The sequence below is a fragment of the Serratia sp. AS12 genome (assembly GCF_000214195.1).
GTDB classification, from domain to species: Bacteria; Pseudomonadota; Gammaproteobacteria; order Enterobacterales; family Enterobacteriaceae; genus Serratia; species Serratia plymuthica.
In genome coordinates, this window is sequence record NC_015566.1 from 3,909,612 (window position 1) to 3,927,735 (window position 18,124).

Genomic DNA, 18,124 nt, shown 5'->3' on the forward strand with positions numbered 1-18,124 from the left:
CTGCGCCAGACGCAGGGGGCTTGTCGTCACTCAAGACTTATAGCGGTTCGGTCTGCGCTTCCACCACCGCCAACGCCACCATGTTGACGATGCGGCGCACCGAGGCGATTGGCGTCAGGATGTGTACCGGTTTCGATACCCCCATCAGCACCGGCCCCACGGTTACCCCTTCAGAAGAGGATACGCGCAGCAGGTTATAACTGATGCGCGCCGCTTCCATATTCGGCATGATCAACACGTTGGCCGCACCTTTCAGCGGGCTGTCCGGCATCAGATCGTGGCGGATACTTTCAACCAGCGCGGCGTCGCCGTGCATCTCGCCGTCAATCTCCAGTTCCGGCGCCATCTGGTTCACCAGCTCCAGCGTTTTGCGCATTTTGCGCGCCGCCGGGCAGTCGGAGGAACCGAAGCTGGAGTGGGACAGCAGCGCGACTTTCGGCTCAATGCCGAAGCGGCGCACGGTTTCCGCCGCCATCAGGGTGATTTCCGCCAGCTGTTCCGGCGTCGGATCGTCGTTGACATAGGTGTCGGCAATAAAGGTGTTGCCGCTTGGCAGCAACAACGCATTCATCGCCCCGGCGACGTGCGCGCCTTCGCGGAAGCCGAACACGTTTTTCACGACGTCGTAGTGCTCATGGTAGCTGCCGATGGTGCCGCAGATCATCGCGTCCGCCTCGCCGCGATGCAGCATGATGGCGGCAATCAGCGTCGGGTTGCCGATCACCGCACGGCGCGCCTGCTCCTGCGAAACGCCGCGACGCTTCATGATCTGGTAATACTCGCCCCAGTATTCGTTGAAACGCGGGTCGGACTCGTTGTTCACCACTTCAAAATCTTTGCCCGGCGTCAGTTGCAGGCCGAGTTTTTGCAACCGCATTTCAATCACGCTTGGGCGACCGACCAGGATCGGATAGGCCAGCCCCTGCGACACCAGCTCTTGGGTCGCATGCAGCACCCTTTCCTCTTCGCCTTCCGCCAGCACCACACGCTTCATTTCTTTCTTCGCCAGGGCAAAGATCGGCTTCATGAACAGGTTGGTTTTGTAGACGAACTCGGACAGTTTCTCGACGTAGGCGTCGAAGTCTTCGATCGGACGCGTCGCCACGCCGGACTCCATCGCCGCTCTGGCCACCGCCGGGGCAATTTTAACGATCAGGCGCGGGTCGAAAGGTTTTGGAATGATGTATTCAGGGCCAAACGACAGGTCCTGATCGCCATAGGCAGAAGCCACCACGTCGTTCTGTTCCGCCAGCGCCAGATCGGCAATCGCATGCACGCAGGCCAGCTTCATCTCTTCGTTAATGGTGGTGGCGCCCACGTCCAGCGCCCCGCGGAAGATGAACGGGAAACACAGCACGTTGTTCACCTGGTTCGGGTAGTCGGAACGGCCGGTACAGATAATGGCGTCCGGACGCACGGCTTTCGCCAGCGGCGGCAGAATTTCCGGTTCCGGGTTGGCCAACGCCATGATCAACGGATCCCTGGCCATGGTTTTCACCATGTCCTGGGTCAGCACGCCCGGGCCGGAACAACCGAGGAAAATATCGGCATTGGGGATCGCATCCCCCAGCGTGCGCTGGCCGTTATCTTCGATGGCATAAGCCGCCTTGGTTTGCTCCATGTTGGCGTCGCGACCCTTGTAGATCACCCCTTTGGAATCGCAAACGGTGATATTTTGCTGACGTAGACCCAGCGCCACCAGCAGGTTCAAACAGGCTATCGACGCCGCACCGGCGCCGGAAACCACCAGTCGCACGTCGGAGATATTCTTTTTCACTACCCGCAGGCCGTTCAGCACTGCGGCGGTGGTAATAATGGCGGTGCCATGCTGATCGTCATGGAACACCGGGATTTTCATGCGCTCACGCAGTTTTTGCTCGATGTAGAAACACTCCGGCGCCTTGATGTCTTCCAGGTTGATGCCGCCAAAGGTCGGCTCGAGGGAAGCGATGATGTCGATCAGCTTGTCCGGGTTAAGTTCATCCACTTCGATATCGAACACGTCGATACCGGAAAACTTCTTGAACAGAACGCCTTTGCCTTCCATTACCGGCTTACCGGCCAATGCGCCGATGTTACCCAACCCCAGTACCGCCGTGCCGTTGGAAATCACCGCGACCAGGTTGCCGCGAGCGGTGTATTTGTAGGCCGCCAGTGGATCGGCAGCAATTTCCAGGCAAGGGGCAGCAACACCCGGTGAATAGGCCAGCGCCAGATCGCGTTGCGTTGCCAAGGGTTTGGTTGGTGAGACCTGGATCTTCCCTGGGACCGGAAACTGATGGAAATCAAGGGCACTCTGTTTGAGCTGTTCGTCCATTATGGGTTCCTTTGCTTTTTGCTTTTATGTTGAGGTAAGGCTTGTAAACCTTTAAGGCTAGACCAGTATAGTGAGAGAAACGTCACAAACTTTGAAGCGGGCCATAACCTTGATCGAAATAGTTTTATAAAAGCAAAAAAACAGATCCCCTGAACGGGAAATAACAAACCAGCCGTTAATGCAACGGCAGTTTTGCTCGCCAGCCGTTGAGCGTCGCCACCCGACCCGCGCAAATTTGCAACGCGGTCTGCAATGCCAGCGTATAGCTGACGGCATCACCCCAGGTGTCACCCTGCAGCAGAGGCTGCTCGCAGGGCGTGAAGACGGATTCAGGGGGCAGCAGCATCACGGGCGTCGGTGCCGTCGGCGGTTGGGCGCAGGAGCTCAAGCACAGCGCCAGGCATAGGCTGCCCAGCGCAGGCATCATTTTTAATCGCTTCACGGTATTTCCTCTGGTAAACGTCGCTTTGCCGGCGCAACTGTTGTTCCTGTTGCTGCTGAGCGGCCATCAGCGCACGATTCTGCGCATCCTGGGTTTGCAGCGTGGCAATAAACCCGGCCTGCTGCGCCAAGGTCTTTTGCTGTTCGGCCCCCTGCTGCCGCGCCAGCGCCAGCCGGTGCGACAGCAGCGAGCTGTAACCGCCGAGGCAAATCGCCACCGCCAACAGCAGCAGCAACCCGCCCTGTATCAGCTTATTCAGCCAACCGCTCATGCCGGGTAATCCTTGAAAGAGAGCTGGAAATGCGGCCCGTCCTTCAGCGTTCGCCACTCGCCGCCCCACTCGACGCTGACTGCGCATTCACGCGCCGCACGGCGCACCGCCACGGCAATTTGCGCGTAGTAATCCCACTCCCAGGACACCACGCCCGCCGGCATCGCCACCACGTCCACCGCGTGACCGGTCAGATGCCGGCTCCTCAGCGTCTGGCTTTTGCCGGTGCGCAGCATGTCACGCTGCCGAGCCATGCTGCGCACGCCTTCACTGATGGAAAAGGGCACCAGCGAATAATTCAACGCCAACCGCATCACCCGCACCAGATCCGGATGTACGCCAATTAAATTTTCCTCGCTGCGTGCGGTAAAGCGCATTTCCTCAATTTCATTTAACATTTTTTAACCCCGTCTTCTTGCCAATGATTTTTTTAATTAATGCGCTAATATAATCAGCGCCCAGAAAGCCAATCAGCACGCTGGCAAGATTCGCCCATTTTAATTCCAAGCCTGCCAACGCCAATGCATCACGCACCGTCCAGGCCAATAACGCGCACATACCTGCATTTAATAACCGACGTCGCATCCCTACGTTGCGATAGGCGCCATGCAAAAGCGCCATAATGCCGGCCAAAATGGCATTCATTGCCGGCTGAAGGTATTCACACGCTCGCTGAATAATTAAGCCAACAGCGTCTGGCTCTAAGCTGGACATAGCTACTCTCCTATTTTTAATTTTAATTAAATGCCAATCACGGCCGGCAGGACATCGGTACAGTCAGAATCTAGTTAAGGATGCTATAACAAAGCAAATGAATAAAAACAGCGTCTATGGTCAAATTCATTCACGCTCAACACTGGCACAACAGCTTCCAGGAATAATGGCTGACACCAGATAAAAAATTCATCTTTACTGTGATTTATTTCGACTTCTCTTTGCCAGAAAAATAAACATTTAATAGCGGCGAGAGAATCACTCTCGATAACAAAACCTCAACTCTGGAGAAATGCTATGTCTGCACGCAAAGCGGTAATTGGTTATTATTTTATTCCGACCAACCAAATTAATAACTATACCGAAACCGATACCTCAATCGTGCCTTTCCCGGTATCCAATATCACGCCGGCCAAGGCCAAACAGCTGACCCACATTAACTTCTCGTTCCTGGACATTAACAGCAATCTGGAGTGCGCCTGGGATCCGGCAACGATAGATGCCAAGGCACGCGACGTGGTCGGTCGGTTGACCGCGCTGAAAGCGCACAACCCCAACCTGCGCATCATGTTCTCCATCGGGGGCTGGTATTATTCCAACGATTTGGGCGTATCCCACGCCAATTACGTGAATGCGGTGAAAACCCCGGCGGCGCGAACCAAATTCGCGCAATCCTGCGTGCGCATCATGAAAGACTATGGCTTCGACGGCGTGGACATTGACTGGGAATACCCGCAGAGCAGCGAGGTGGACGGTTTTGTCGCCGCGCTGCAGGAGATCCGCACTTTGCTGAATCAGCAGACCCAGACCGACGGTCGTCAGGCGCTGCCTTATCAGTTGACCATTGCCGGCGCCGGCGGCGCGTTCTTCCTGTCGCGCTACTACAGCAAGCTGCCGCAGATCGTCGCCTCGCTCGATTACATCAATCTGATGACTTACGATCTGGCCGGCCCATGGGAAAAAATCACCAACCATCAGGCTGCACTGTTTGGCGATGGCGCCGGGCCGACTTTCTATAACGCACTGCGCGAAGCCAATCTGGGTTGGAGCTGGGAAGAGCTGACCCGCGCCTTCCCGAGCCCGTTCAGTCTGACGGTGGACGCCGCCGTACAGCAACACCTGATGCTGGAAGGCGTGCCAAGCAACAAGATCGTCATGGGCGTGCCGTTCTACGGCCGTGCGTTCAAGGGCGTCAGCGGCAGCAACGGCGGCCAATACAGCAGCCACAGCACGCCGGGGGAAGATCCGTTCCCGGGTACCGATTACTGGCTGGTGGGCTGCGAAGAGTGCATCCGCGACAAGGACCCGCGTATCGCCTCTTACCGCCAACTGGAACAGATGCTACTCGGCAACTACGGTTATCAGCGCCTGTGGAACGACAAAACCAAAACACCGTACCTGTACCACGCGGCCAACGGCCTGTTCGTGACCTATGACGACGTCGAAAGCTTCAAATACAAGGCGAAGTACATCAAGCAGCAGCAACTGGGCGGCGTGATGTTCTGGCACCTGGGGCAGGACAACCGCAACGGCGATCTGCTGGCCTCGCTGGACCGCTATTTCAACGCTGCCGACTATGACGACAGCCAGCTGGATATGGGTACCGGCCTGCGTTATACCGGCATCGGTCCCGGCAATCTGCCGATCATGAGCGCGCCGGCGTACGTGGCGGGCACCACCTATCCACAAGGCGCCCTGGTGTCTTATCAGGGCTATGTCTGGCAGACCAAGTGGGGCTTTATCACTTCCGTACCAGGCTCCGACAGCGCCTGGCTGAAAGTGGGCCGCGTAGCTTAACGGCATAAAAAAACCCCGTAGCCTGATGCTGCGGGGTTTCTTACTCTGTTAACCGTTTAATGATCGCATTCCTTTGCCGTTAGCGCATCGCTGCCCTCAGTTATTGCACCAAGGGTAACCCCCATCGCGAATCACTTCGCGCCCCATCAAGCTGAAAACGTCGCTTTTACGCGTCAGGCGTTCATGCCACCAGGTAAAACCGGTCCCCTTGCTGGCCGGGTGCCAGGCCAGCCAAATCATTTCGTCGCCTTTTTGCATATCGACAGGCACCGTCACCAGCTCGCCGCTCGCCAGCTCTTTTTCGATCAGCGAAGGCGGCAAAAAACCGTGGCCGATACCGCGCTTCAACAGCGCCAGCTTGCTCTCGACATCGCAAACCACCAATTGGCGCTGCAACGGCATCGTGCCGTGGTTGCGCTTTGGCAGTTCGTGGCTGCTGTCGGCAATCACCACCACGATGTCATTCAACCGCTGATTTTTATCCACCGGTTTTTTCTGCGCCGCAAAGGGATGCGAAGGCGAAACGCACAGCACGAAATTCAGCTTGCCGAGCATCAGCGTCTTGGCCTGTACGCTGTCCGGGATCTGGCCGATGGCGATAATCAAATCCGCCCGATTGTTCTTCAGCGCATCCCAGGTGCCGTTCAGCGCTTCCCGCTGCACCGAAATGTTGGCGTTCGGGCTGTGCTGAATATAGTCACGTATATCCTGGGTGATCGTTTCCAACGGAAAGAACTTATCGACGACGATGCGGATATTATTATCGAGTTTCGGGATATTCCTCACACGGCTCTCGAGATCCTGCACCGCATTTAAAATCCAACTGCCCTCCTGCAGCAGGAATTCCCCTTCATCCGTTAGGGTAATCATCGGGCCATTTCGATGAAATAGTTTCACGCAGAGTTTACTTTCAATATTGGAAACCCGGTAGGATATCGCCGAAGGTGTTTTATGCAGCGCCTCCGCCGCCATCGAGAAAGAGCCGGTACTTTTTATGGTGCTGATTATTTTAATCGCATCCAGGGATAATCTAGTCATACTAATTCCTCTTTGACATAAAATAAGAAAAATTGACACTAAATTCCCAGGTAACTGGCGCGTAAAAACGTTCAAGTCAAACAAGAGTAAACAAAACCACAAGCAATATACTCCATATCGGAGAGCGTCATCTGAAAGAGTATTCATCAATCCATTAAGTAAAATTCATCATGATGCTGCGTTTTTAGACAGCAACGTTTAAATAAATTCAATCAAAGAATAAAAGACATTCATCATAATAATTTTAGTTAATAGCCTATAAAACATTCCATCCCAATCTCTGACACGAATGATAAAAATAAAACAAGCCATCAATAATGATGTTTTTTAATTTCGTTAATGACCTCTCATTTTAGTGGTGAAAATACACTCAACTTACAATATAACTTCTGTCCGGAGTGACTTATGAACAATACTTCTCGTACCCTTCTGTCCCTCGGTCTGCTGAGCGCCGCCCTGTTTGGCGTTTCCCAACAGGCTAACGCCCACGGCTATGTCGAAACACCGGCCAGCCGTTCTTACCAGTGCAAGCTGCAACTCAATACCCAGTGCGGCAGCGTGCAGTACGAGCCGCAAAGCGTCGAAGGTCTGAAAGGCTTCCCGCAAAACGGTCCGGTGGACGGCCATATCGCCAGCGCCGACAAGAGCACCTTCTTCGAGCTGGATCAGCAAACGCCAACCCGCTGGAACAAACTCAATCTGCACACCGGCGCCAACTCCTTTACCTGGAGGCTGACCGCCCGCCACAGCACCACCGGCTGGCGTTATTTCATTACCAAGCCAAACTGGGATGCGTCGCAGCCGCTGACCCGTGCCTCCTTTGACCTGACGCCGTTCTGCCAATACAACGACGGCGGCGCGATCCCAGCCGCGCAGGTCACCCACCAGTGCAACATACCGGCAGACCGCAGCGGTTCGCATGTGATCCTCGCCGTGTGGGATGTAGCAGATACCGCCAATGCCTTCTATCAGGCGATTGACGTGAATTTGAGTAAATAATCGGAGGAAGTCCCCTGGGGTTCAGCCGGGCTGAACCCTTTTTATTGCCGTTGCCCCCTCTTCTTCTTGTCGCTCCCCCACGCCAAAACCGCATTTCCGCAGGTGCAACCCGCAGCCGGCCTGGTTCGGAACGGGATCCATTGTTCTTATCCATCGCAACAATCAGAAAAAGCGCATTTTATTCATCAGGCTTATGATGCAGTGTGTTCACCCTATGATGAAAAAGGTTCTCATTTCCCTACATGTTTGGCACTGATCAAGGAGCGTATAAATGAACCAATTAGATGCACTCAAGCAGCTGACGACGGTTGTGGCCGACAGCGGCGATATTGAATCCATCCGCCAGTTCGAACCCCAGGACGCCACTACCAACCCTTCGCTGATCCTGAAAGCCGCGGCGCTACCGCAATATAAGCCACTGATCGTCGAAGCGCTGAACTATGCCCGCCAACAGGGCGGCAGCAAAGAAACCCAGCTGATTAACGCCGGCGACAAACTGGCGGTCAACATTGGCGTCGAGATCCTGAAAAGTGTGCCGGGCCGTATCTCCACCGAAGTGGACGCCCGTTTGTCGTTCGATCGCGGCATGTGCGTAGCCAAAGCACGCAAACTGATTGGCCTGTATCAGGAACAGGGCATCGACAAGTCCCGCATCCTGATCAAACTGGCATCAACCTGGGAAGGCATCAAAGCCGCCGAGGAACTGGAAAAAGAAGGCATCAACACCAACCTGACGCTGCTGTTCTCCTTCGCCCAGGCTCGCGCCTGTGCCGAAGCCGGCGTGTTCCTGATTTCACCTTTCGTCGGCCGCATCTATGACTGGTACCAGGCCAAGCAGCCTGCCGCCGAGTACGACGCCGAGCAGGATCCGGGCGTGAAATCGGTGCGCACCATTTATGAATACTACAAACAGCACCGCTACCAGACGGTAATCATGGGTGCCAGCTTCCGCAAGGTGGAGCAGATCCTGGCCCTGGCCGGTTGCGATCGTCTGACCATAGCGCCGAACCTGCTGGAACAGCTCAAGCACAGCGAGCAACCGGTCGAGCGTAAACTGACGCCGTCCACCGAAGGTTTCTACCAACCCGCCCCACTGGCCGAAGCCGAATTCCGCTGGCTGCATAATCAGGACGCCATGGCAGTTGAGAAACTGGCCGAAGGTATCCGCCTGTTCGCCGTCGACCAGCAGAAGCTGGAAGACATGCTGGCCGCTGAACTGTAATTATTTTGGAGTTATGAATGTCCTCTCGTAAGCAACTCGCCAACGCCATCCGCGCACTCAGCATGGACGCCGTCCAAAAAGCAAATTCCGGCCATCCGGGCGCACCTATGGGCATGGCGGACATCGCCGAAGTCCTGTGGCGCGACTACATGAACCACAACCCGACCAACCCGCACTGGGCTGACCGCGACCGCTTCGTGCTGTCCAATGGCCACGGCTCCATGTTGATTTACAGCCTGCTGCACCTCACCGGCTACGACCTGCCGATGAGCGAGCTGGAAAACTTCCGTCAGTTGCACTCCAAAACCCCGGGCCACCCCGAGTACGGCTACACCCCTGGCGTCGAAACCACCACCGGCCCGCTGGGCCAGGGCATCGCCAACGCCGTCGGGTTCGCCATTGCCGAACGTACCCTGGGCGCGCAGTTCAACCGCCCGGGCCATGACATCGTCGACCACCACACCTACGCCTTTATGGGCGACGGTTGCATGATGGAAGGCATCTCCCACGAAGTCTGTTCGCTGGCCGGTACCCTCAAGCTCGGCAAACTGACCGCGTTCTACGATGACAACGGCATCTCCATCGACGGCCACGTGGAAGGCTGGTTCACCGACGACACCGCCGAGCGCTTCGAAGCCTACGGCTGGCACGTGGTGCGCCACGTCGACGGCCACAACCCGGACGCCATCAAGGCGGCCATTGAAGAAGCCCACAAGGTCACCGACAAGCCGTCCCTGCTGATGTGCAAAACCGTGATTGGTTTCGGTTCCCCGAACAAGGCCGGTACCCACGACGTGCACGGCGCTGCGCTGGGCGCCGCCGAAGTGGCCGCCACCCGCGAAGCCCTGGGCTGGAAATACGCCGCCTTTGAAATCCCGCAGGACATCTATGCCCAGTGGGACGCCAAAGAAGCCGGCCAGGCCAAAGAGTCTGCCTGGAACGACAAGTTCGCCGCCTACGCCAAGGCCTTCCCGGAACTGGCTGCCGAATTCACCCGCCGCGTGAACGGCGAACTGCCGGCCAACTGGAAAGCCGACGCGCAGAAATTCGTCGAGCAGCTGCAGGCCAACCCGGCCAACATCGCCAGCCGCAAGGCGTCGCAAAACGCGCTGGAAGCCTTCGGCAAGGTACTGCCGGAATTCCTCGGCGGCTCGGCCGACCTGGCGCCAAGCAACCTGACGATGTGGTCCGGCTCCAAACCGCTCAATGAAGACCTGGCGGGCAACTACATTCACTACGGCGTGCGCGAGTTCGGCATGACCGCCATCACCAACGGCATCGCGCTGCACGGCGGTTTCCTGCCGTACTCCGCGACCTTCCTGATGTTCGTGGAATACGCCCGTAACGCGGTGCGCATGGCGGCGCTGATGAAAATCCGCAACGTGTTCGTTTACACCCACGACTCCATCGGTCTGGGCGAAGACGGCCCGACGCACCAGCCGGTGGAGCAAATCGCCAGCCTGCGCGTGACCCCGAACATGAGCACCTGGCGCCCGTGTGACCAGGTGGAATCGGCGATTGCCTGGCAGTACGGCATCGAGCGCAACGACGGCCCGACCACGCTGATTTTCTCACGCCAGAACCTGACCCAGCAGCCGCGTAACGCTGAACAACTGGCGAACGTGTACCGCGGCGGCTACGTGCTGAAAGACTGTGCGGGCACGCCGGAAGTGATTTTGATTGCGACCGGTTCGGAAGTGGGCATCACGGTGGAAGCGGCAGACAAGCTGAGTGCAGCGGGCACGAAAGTGCGCGTGGTGTCGATGCCGTCGACGGACGCGTTCGACAAGCAGGATGCTGCCTACCGTGAATCGGTGCTGCCGGCGGCAGTTTCGGCGCGCGTGGCGGTGGAAGCGGGTATCGCGGATTACTGGTACAAGTATGTGGGCCTGAACGGCGCCATCGTGGGCATGACCAGCTTCGGCGAATCGGCCCCGGCAGACCAGCTGTTCAAAGAGTTCGGTTTCACCGTGGACAACGTGGTGGCCAGGGCACAGGCGCTGCTGAAGTAAGTCACGGCAGGGGGCGGCACAGGCCGCGCCCTGAACATGACAACGCCAGGCCCGGCAAAGTTGCCGGGCTTTTTTATGCCATAATTCGGTGAATTTGCAGGTATTGCAACAGCATAATGGTTTTGCCATCTTTGATCCTGCCGTCGGCGATCATCGCCACCGCCTCGGTGAACGGCAACTCCACCACTTCGATATCTTCGTCTTCGATACCGCCGCCGGCGGCACGGCGCTCATCGTCATGGTATTCGGCGATAAAGAAATGCACGATCTCGGTCACGCCGCCCGGCGACATGTAGGCCTCGAAAATCTTCTTCACGTCACCGACCTGAAAACCGGTTTCCTCCACCGCTTCACGGCGCGCGCACTGCTCTGGAGAGTCGGCATCCAGCAGGCCGGCGCAAGCTTCCAGCAGCATGCCGCTGTCGTTGCCGTTGACGTAGGTCGGCATGCGGAACTGATTGGTCAGCACCACCGTACCCTTGGCGCGGTTATACAGCAAAATGGTGGCGCCATTGCCGCGATCGTACACCTCGCGCATCTGCTGAACGGAACCGCCATCCTTGCGCTTCAAATCAAAGGTGTACTTGTGCAGTACATACCAGTTATTCGACAGCAGCTCTTTCTTCACATTCTCAATTTTCGCCGACATGAACCCTTCTTCTTTTCCGTTAGCTGGATCGCAAAAATGATACCGCGATTGAGTCCCCAAGCGACAACGGATTTGCAACAAAAAACCCCGCGGCTCCGGGAGAGCGACGGGGCTATGGATCTTGAAGGGTTTAAAACCCGTTGGGAACGTCGCGCATATCCGGCAGTTTGTGGGCGATGCCCTTATGGCAATCGATACAGGTTTTGCCTTCGGTTATCGCCTTGTCATGCATCTTCGCCGCCACGGTTTTCTGCGCGGTGAAGTCCATATACTCGAAGTTATGGCAGTTACGGCACTCCTGCGAATCGTTGGCCTTCATCCGCGCCCATTCGTTGCTGGCCATCGCCAACCGGTGCTGGTCAAACTTCTGCGGCGTATCGATCAGGCCGAACGCCTTGGCGTACAGCTCCTTGCTGGCCTTCAGTTTGCGCAGCATTTTCGGTGCCCACTCATGCGGTACGTGGCAATCCGGGCAGGTGGCGCGTACGCCGCTGCGGTTGTTGTAATGCACCGTGCCCATGTATTCCTCATACACGTTTTCGCGCATTTCGTGGCAACCGATACAGAACTGCTCGGTATTCGCCGCTTCCATGCCGGTATTAAAACCACCCCAGAAGATAATCCCGGAACCAAAACCCAGCAGCAACAACGTGCCCAGGGCCAGGCGGCTGGGCCTGCGCCACCAGCGCCACAGCCGCAGCAACGGGCCGGCTTTTTTTTCGGTCGGGGTGTGATCAGGTTCTGCCATAAGGCCTCCGTTTAGCGCCCAAAGCCCGGCATGGGCTGGAAATCATTGCCGACAATCGGCGCCGCGTCGGTTTGCGGCACGTGGCACTGCAGGCAGAAATAACGGCGCGGCGCGACGTCGCTCAGCACCCGGCCATCACGATCCATAAAGTGCGTCGGGCTGATACGCGGCGCGCCTGTGGTGCGGTAATGCTCCACCCCGTGGCACTGCAGGCAGCGGTTGGTGTTTTTGCTGACCTGATAACCGTCCACGCTGTGCGGGATCATCGGCGGCTGATTGACATAGTTCAGCGCCATCCGTTCCTGCTGTTTAGGCGCGGAGATTGGCCCGACGGCGGTGGCGGAGACCTCCGGCGACGGGCTGAGATCGACATCGCCGGCGGCAAAGGCCGGGCCGGCAAATGCCAGCAACAACGCCGCCGCCCACAGGACAAGCGTCTTTTTCACGACAGGGCTTTTCATTTTTATTTGGCTCCCGGGTAATAAAATGGGTGTTGAACGCACCAAGGCGCACTCACACCTTCTCCAGCTTCACCGCGCATTTCTTGAAATCGACCTCTTTCGATAGCGGATCGGTGGCGTCCAGCGTCAGGGTGTTCACCAACTGCGCGGCATCAAAGAACGGCATATACACCAACCCACGTGGCGGACGATTGCGACCACGGGTTTCGACCGTGCTGATCACCTCGCCACGGCGCGACAACACTTTGACCTTATCGCCACGGCGCAGATTACGGCTCTTGGCATCCAGAGGATGGATAAACAGCACCGCCTCAGGGAAGGCACGATGCAGCTCCGGCACCCGCCGGGTCATCGAACCGGTATGCCAGTGTTCCAGCACGCGGCCGGTAGACAGCCAAAGGTCGTATTCGCCGTCCGGGCTTTCCGCCGCCGGTTCAAACGGCAGCGCGAAGATCACCGCCTTGCCGTCCGGTTTGCCGTAGAAACGCACCGCTTCCCCCGCTTTGACATAAGGATCGGTACCTTCGCGGTAACGCCACAGCGTCTCTTTGCCGTCGACCACCGGCCAGCGCAGCCCGCGCGCCTGATGGTACATATCGAACGCCGCCAGATCGTGGCCATGGCCGCGGCCAAAACCGGCATATTCTTCGAACAACCCTTTTTGCAGATAGAAGCCAAAGGCGCGCGCCTCATCGTTGAGCTGGTCCGCCGGGATTTCCGTCAGCGGGTATTTATTCACCTCGCCGTTGGCGAACAGGACGTCGTACAGCGTTTTGCCCCGGTATTGCGGGTTTTGTTCCAGCAGTTGCGCCGGCCACACCTCTTCCACCGTGAATCGCTTGGCGAACTCCACCAGTTGCCACAGATCGGATTTGGCCTCGCCCGGCGCTTTCACCTGTTGGCGCCAGAACTGGGTGCGGCGCTCCGCATTGCCGTAAGCGCCCTCTTTCTCCACCCACATGGCGGTCGGCAGGATCAGGTCGGCGGCCAGAGCGCTGACGGTCGGATAGGGATCCGACACCACCACAAAGTTGCGCGGATCGCGCCAACCCGGCATCCGTTCCTCATTGATGTTCGGCCCGGCCTGCATGTTGTTGTTGCACATCACCCAGTAAGCGTTCAACGTGCCGTCTTTCAGCGCACGGTCCTGCGCTACCGCATGCAGCCCGACTTTTGCCGGAATGATACCGGCCGGCAACTGCCATTTCTGTTCGGCTGTCTGTCGGTGTTTTTCGTTGGTGACCACCATGTCGGCCGGCAGACGGTGGGCAAAGGTACCTACCTCGCGCGCGGTGCCGCAAGCGGAAGGCTGGCCGGTCAAAGAGAACGGCCCGCAGCCCGGTTTGGCGATCTTGCCGGTCAACAGATGCAAGTTGTAACACAGGTTATTGGCCCAAACGCCGCGCGTATGCTGGTTGAAACCCATGGTCCAGTACGACACCACCTTGATGTTCGGATCGGCATACAGCTTCGCCAGCGCTTCCAGTTGGTCTTTCGACACGCCGCTCATTTCCGCCGTTTTATCCAGCGTATATTCGGCGACAAAAGCCTTGTACGCCTCAAAGCTCATCGGTTCCGAGGCATCGCTGCCCGGATTCCTGGCCGCTTTTTCCAGCGGGTGGGTCGGACGCAGGCCGTAACCGATATCCGTCGCTCCCCGGCGGAAATTGACGTGCCGATTGAGGAAATCCTGATCTACCGCGTTGTTTTGAATGATATAGTTGGCGATATAGTTCATGATCGCCAGATCGGTCTGCGGCGTGAACACCATGCCGTTATCCGCCAGTTCGAAGCTGCGGTGCTCATACGTCGACAGCACCGACACGTTGACCTTCTCGTTGCTCAAACGGCGATCGGTAATGCGCGACCACAGGATCGGGTGCATTTCCGCCATGTTGGAGCCCCACAGCACGAAGGCGTCAGCCTGCTCGATATCGTCATAGCAGCCCATCGGCTCGTCCATGCCGAAGGTGCGCATGAAGCCCACCACCGCCGAAGCCATGCAATGGCGGGCGTTCGGATCCAGGTTATTGGTGCGCAACCCGGCTTTGAACAGTTTGGCAGCGGCATAGCCTTCCCACACCGTCCACTGGCCGGAGCCGAACATACCCACAGCGTCGGGCCCCTTTTCCTTCAAAGCCTGTTTGAATTTTTCGGCCATGATGTCGAAAGCCTGTTCCCAACTGATGGGGGTAAACTCGCCTTCTTTATGGTACTGGCCGGCTTTCATGCGCAGCAGCGGCTGGGTCAGACGATCTTTGCCGTACATGATTTTCGGCAGGAAATAGCCTTTGATGCAGCTCAACCCACGGTTGACCGCCGCATCCGGATCCCCCTGCGAGGCGACGATACGGCCATTTTGGGTACCGACCAGCACACCGCAGCCGGTGCCGCAGAAGCGACAGGGCGCCTTGTCCCATTTGATGGCATCCGCGCTGCCCGCCACCGCCTGCGCTACCGTTGGAATTGTCAGCCCGGCCGCCGCCGCAGCAGCCACCGCGGCGTTAGCCTTCATGAAGTCTCGACGACTGAGTTTCATGGCGTTACCTCACCTTGCAAGTCCTGCTGGTGATAAACCAGCGATACCGCCAGCACGCCGTCCAGATTGCGCACTGACTCAATTTTTTCCAGCAGCGCCTGGGAGCAAGCCGCCTGCATCACTACCACCAGCTTGCCCTGCGGGCGATCCTGCACCGGGATTTCCGTGTCCGCTATCGCCAGCAGCGCCGTGACAAGCCGTGGAATTTTTTCCGGTCGGGCCTGTACCACCAACCCGCTTACGTGCCATTCGTTATTCATTGTTTTCGCTCCGGATTAGGGTGACGGCATTCGCCGGGCACCCGGCGACACAGGCGCCGCAGCCGTTGCAGGCCGCCGTATCCAGCATCGGCTGCGCCATCTCGCCCAGCCGCGGCCGAAAGCGGATCGCCTGCGGCTCGCAGTTGTCCTGGCAACTGCGGCATTCAACGCCCCTGCGCGCCAGGCAATCGGCGCCAAACGCCGCATATTGCCGCCAAGGGGTTTCCGCCAGCGGGCGAAACAGCGGCACTTCGCAGGCCTGTGCGCAACGCCCGCAAAACGTGCATTCCGCCCGCTGGAAATCAATCTCGGGAAAGCCACCGCTGCCGCCGATCAGCACGCCGGTTTCACAGGCGCGAATGCAGGCCTGGCAGCGGGTGCAACCGGCAATAAAAAGGGATTCTTGATGCGACCACGGGGGGCGGATCGCCGCCGAAGAGAGACGCCATTGTCCGCCGAGCAGCCTGCGCCGCGACAATACGGTCATGCTGTTTATCCTTGAGGTTGCAAACATACCCACACGCCAGTTTGCGGGCAGCGGCTATAGCCTATGGATTTAAAACCCTGAAAAATACGGGGGTAACATAAGAGGAGTCCAAGGGGTATATAATCACTCTTTAGGGGTAAATGCGGGGGTAGCTTGCGCCAGATCAATCTATTACCGTGCTTAAGGGTATTTAGCCGCCCTCTTTTTACTCAATCGCTATCTATTTAATTATACAACGAACGTTTTTTCCGTTGCTTACATCTTGAGATAAAACCCGGCGAATTTTAGTTGCAAAACTTATAATTTTGCTTTCGAATGAAACCTGACGATGCGCATCGCCCGTGAGAAAAGGATCCGTGATTGCTTGTTAAACGTTCAGTGACCGGTAGCCTGGCCAAGGCGCTGTTTTGCATCGTTATTTTGTCCGTTATCTCCACCGGGCTGGCGTTGACCACCGTCGCCGGCAGCCTGCGAGACGCCGAAGCGGTAAATATCGCCGGTTCGCTGCGCATGCAGAGTTATCGGTTGGCTTACGATCTCACCCGACAGGCTGCGGGGCTGGATCAGCATCTGCAGCAATATCAACACTCCCTGCAGGCCCCGGCGCTGCAAAAGCTGGATCGTTTTTACGTGCCTGCCGACGTCCGTGAGAAATACCTGTCGCTGCAGCAAACCTGGCAACGGCTGGCGCGGCAGATCCAGGCCGGACAGTCGGCTGACTATCAGGCCAACGTCGCCGGTTACGTTAACCAGATTGACCATTTCGTTTTAGCGCTGCAACGCTATTCCGAACTCAAGCTGGCCATAGTGGCGACCATCAGCGTGGTGGGTTATATCGCCATTATCGGGCTGGTGCTGTTTTGCATTCGCTTTATGCGCCGCCAGGTCGTGGCACCGCTGAAACACTTGGTGGATGCCAGCCAGCGCGTGCAACAGCGAGATTTTCACCACCCGCAGTTGGATGTTGCGCTGCCGAACGAGTTGGGCGTGCTGTCGCAGGCCTTTGCCGCCATGTCGGACGATCTGGCCAAGCTGTATCAGTCTCTTGAGTTAAAGGTTCAGGAGAAAACCCAGCGTTTGCAACAGGCGAACGAGACGCTCGAAGTACTCTACAACTGCTCACAGGCGCTGAGCGTGCGGCAAATTGGCAGGCAGGCCTTTGAGCAGGTCCTGCACATCGTGCGCCAGAGCGAGCAGTTGCTCTGCATCCGGCTGAACGTGGCGGACAGCCTCAGCGAATGGCAACTGACCAGCGGCACCCCGTCGCCAACGCAGGCCTGGCAACGGCTTACCATCGTTCAGGACGGCAAGCCGCTGGGGGAACTGTGTTGGCAACACCAGGATCAACCGCCGCATCCGCATTTGATGCAAAGCGTGGCTAACATGCTGAGCCGCGGCGTTTATTTCAATCGCGCGCAGAAACAGCACATGCAGTTTTTGCTGATGGACGAACGTGCCACCATCGCCCGCGAGCTGCACGATTCATTGGCCCAGGCGCTGTCGTTTTTGCGCATTCAGTTGACGTTGCTTAAACGCACGCTGGCGGGCGGTTCACCGCAGGCGCAGGAGATCATTAACGATTTTGACCGCGCGCTGGCCGACGCCTACCGCCAGTTGCGCGAGTTGCTGACCACCTTCCGCCTGAACATTCAGGAGGCCGATTTGAACGCCGCGCTGCACCAATTGCTGGCACCATTAAAGGTTCTAACCGGCGCGCGGATTCAGTTACACTGTCGGCTTTCCTCCCAGGCGCTCGATGCCCAACAACAGGTACATGCGTTGCAGATTGTGCGGGAAGCGGTGGTCAACGCCATCAAACATGCCGATGCGCGGGAGATAGTGATCCGTTGCGAGGTCACCACGGGCGGTGATAACGCCATCAGCATTGTCGACGACGGCTGCGGCATCGCCAGCCTGAGTGAGCCGGAAGGTCACTATGGGCTGACCATCATGAGCGAACGCGCTGCGCGACTGGGAGGCACGCTGCTCATCCAGCGAGGTAACCCCAAGGGCACGGAAGTCCGGTTGACTTTTCCGCCATAAATCGGGGCCATTCGCCCCCGTTACGTTTTAGGCGGGGATGAAGGCTATTTCAGGACGTTGATTGCCACTATTTTACAAGAGTCTGTCCCACTGTGAAGCGCGCTGCACAGCGTGTTTGAGTGGCT

At 57.5% G+C, this 18,124-nt stretch carries 17 protein-coding genes; 5 read left to right on the plus strand and 12 right to left on the minus strand.

Annotated elements, in window-relative coordinates; genetic code table 11:
* Positions 1 to 37: 37 nt before the first annotated feature.
* The 5 genes from maeB to SERAS12_RS18330 form a co-directional block, all read right to left on the minus strand.
* A complete protein-coding gene (gene maeB, locus SERAS12_RS18310; RefSeq protein ID WP_006327110.1) occupies positions 38 to 2,317 on the minus strand; it encodes an NADP-dependent oxaloacetate-decarboxylating malate dehydrogenase in 2,280 nt (759 codons plus the stop codon).
* A 175-nt stretch (positions 2,318 to 2,492) separates the two neighbouring features.
* Positions 2,493 to 2,663 (minus strand): hypothetical protein, encoded by a 171-nt coding sequence (locus tag SERAS12_RS26485; protein ID WP_162470425.1) that lies wholly within the window; start codon positions 2,661 to 2,663, stop codon positions 2,493 to 2,495.
* The gene (locus tag SERAS12_RS18320; RefSeq protein ID WP_013814025.1) at positions 2,647 to 3,030 is read right to left on the minus strand and encodes a DUF2570 family protein; all 384 of its coding nucleotides are present in this window, start codon (positions 3,028 to 3,030) and stop codon (positions 2,647 to 2,649) included. Before SERAS12_RS18320 ends, SERAS12_RS26485 begins: the two co-directional genes overlap by 17 nt.
* Entirely contained in the window at positions 3,027 to 3,428 is a 402-nt protein-coding gene (locus tag SERAS12_RS18325; protein WP_013814026.1) for a M15 family metallopeptidase, read from the minus strand. Before SERAS12_RS18325 ends, SERAS12_RS18320 begins: the two co-directional genes overlap by 4 nt.
* On the minus strand, positions 3,418 to 3,744 hold the full coding sequence (locus SERAS12_RS18330; protein WP_013814027.1) for a phage holin, lambda family: 327 nt from the start codon (positions 3,742 to 3,744) through the stop codon (positions 3,418 to 3,420). Before SERAS12_RS18330 ends, SERAS12_RS18325 begins: the two co-directional genes overlap by 11 nt.
* 297 nt (positions 3,745 to 4,041) lie before the next feature.
* On the opposite strand from SERAS12_RS18330, the gene SERAS12_RS18335 reads away from it, so the two are divergent.
* Positions 4,042 to 5,541 carry a glycosyl hydrolase family 18 protein gene (locus SERAS12_RS18335; RefSeq protein ID WP_013814028.1) on the plus strand — a complete coding sequence of 500 codons (1,500 nt, stop codon included), beginning with the start codon at positions 4,042 to 4,044 and terminating at the stop codon, positions 5,539 to 5,541.
* Between the two features lie 96 nt (positions 5,542 to 5,637).
* On the opposite strand, the gene SERAS12_RS18340 is transcribed toward SERAS12_RS18335, so the two are convergent.
* Positions 5,638 to 6,579: a LysR family transcriptional regulator gene (locus tag SERAS12_RS18340; RefSeq protein WP_004947759.1), complete on the minus strand. Its 942-nt coding sequence runs from the start codon at positions 6,577 to 6,579 to the stop codon at positions 5,638 to 5,640.
* Between the two features lie 405 nt (positions 6,580 to 6,984).
* Between SERAS12_RS18340 and SERAS12_RS18345 the strand changes: the two genes are divergently transcribed.
* The 3 genes from SERAS12_RS18345 (at position 6,985) to tkt (ending at position 10,812) form a co-directional block, all read left to right on the plus strand.
* Positions 6,985 to 7,578, plus strand: coding sequence for a lytic polysaccharide monooxygenase (locus tag SERAS12_RS18345; RefSeq protein WP_013814029.1), 594 nt, complete (start codon positions 6,985 to 6,987; stop codon positions 7,576 to 7,578).
* A 271-nt stretch (positions 7,579 to 7,849) separates the two neighbouring features.
* On the plus strand, positions 7,850 to 8,800 hold the full coding sequence (gene tal / locus SERAS12_RS18350; protein ID WP_004947767.1) for a transaldolase: 951 nt from the start codon (positions 7,850 to 7,852) through the stop codon (positions 8,798 to 8,800).
* A 17-nt stretch (positions 8,801 to 8,817) separates the two neighbouring features.
* Positions 8,818 to 10,812, plus strand: a complete 1,995-nt coding sequence (gene tkt, locus SERAS12_RS18355) for a transketolase (protein ID WP_013814030.1) — start codon at positions 8,818 to 8,820, stop codon at positions 10,810 to 10,812.
* A 73-nt stretch (positions 10,813 to 10,885) separates the two neighbouring features.
* Here tkt and nudK read toward each other — a convergent pair whose 3' ends face one another.
* The 6 genes from nudK to napF form a co-directional block, all read right to left on the minus strand.
* Complete coding sequence (gene nudK, locus SERAS12_RS18360; protein WP_006327138.1) at positions 10,886 to 11,461, minus strand: GDP-mannose pyrophosphatase NudK; 576 nt, start codon at positions 11,459 to 11,461, stop codon at positions 10,886 to 10,888.
* Positions 11,462 to 11,591: 130 nt separating this feature from the next.
* Positions 11,592 to 12,209, minus strand: coding sequence for a cytochrome c-type protein NapC (napC, locus tag SERAS12_RS18365; RefSeq protein WP_013814031.1), 618 nt, complete (start codon positions 12,207 to 12,209; stop codon positions 11,592 to 11,594).
* A gap of 11 nt (positions 12,210 to 12,220) precedes the next feature.
* Positions 12,221 to 12,670: a nitrate reductase cytochrome c-type subunit gene (gene napB, locus SERAS12_RS18370; protein WP_013814032.1), complete on the minus strand. Its 450-nt coding sequence runs from the start codon at positions 12,668 to 12,670 to the stop codon at positions 12,221 to 12,223.
* A 52-nt stretch (positions 12,671 to 12,722) separates the two neighbouring features.
* Positions 12,723 to 15,209 carry a nitrate reductase catalytic subunit NapA gene (gene napA, locus SERAS12_RS18375; protein WP_013814033.1) on the minus strand — a complete coding sequence of 829 codons (2,487 nt, stop codon included), beginning with the start codon at positions 15,207 to 15,209 and terminating at the stop codon, positions 12,723 to 12,725.
* Positions 15,206 to 15,469 carry a chaperone NapD gene (napD, locus tag SERAS12_RS18380; RefSeq protein WP_013814034.1) on the minus strand — a complete coding sequence of 88 codons (264 nt, stop codon included), beginning with the start codon at positions 15,467 to 15,469 and terminating at the stop codon, positions 15,206 to 15,208. The genes napA and napD overlap by 4 nt, the downstream gene beginning before the upstream one ends.
* Entirely contained in the window at positions 15,462 to 15,956 is a 495-nt protein-coding gene (gene napF, locus SERAS12_RS18385; protein WP_013814035.1) for a ferredoxin-type protein NapF, read from the minus strand. Before napF ends, napD begins: the two co-directional genes overlap by 8 nt.
* Positions 15,957 to 16,316: 360 nt before the next feature.
* On the opposite strand from napF, the gene narQ reads away from it, so the two are divergent.
* Positions 16,317 to 17,999 (plus strand): nitrate/nitrite two-component system sensor histidine kinase NarQ, encoded by a 1,683-nt coding sequence (gene narQ / locus SERAS12_RS18390; protein WP_013814036.1) that lies wholly within the window; start codon positions 16,317 to 16,319, stop codon positions 17,997 to 17,999.
* Positions 18,000 to 18,124: the final 125 nt, after the last annotated feature.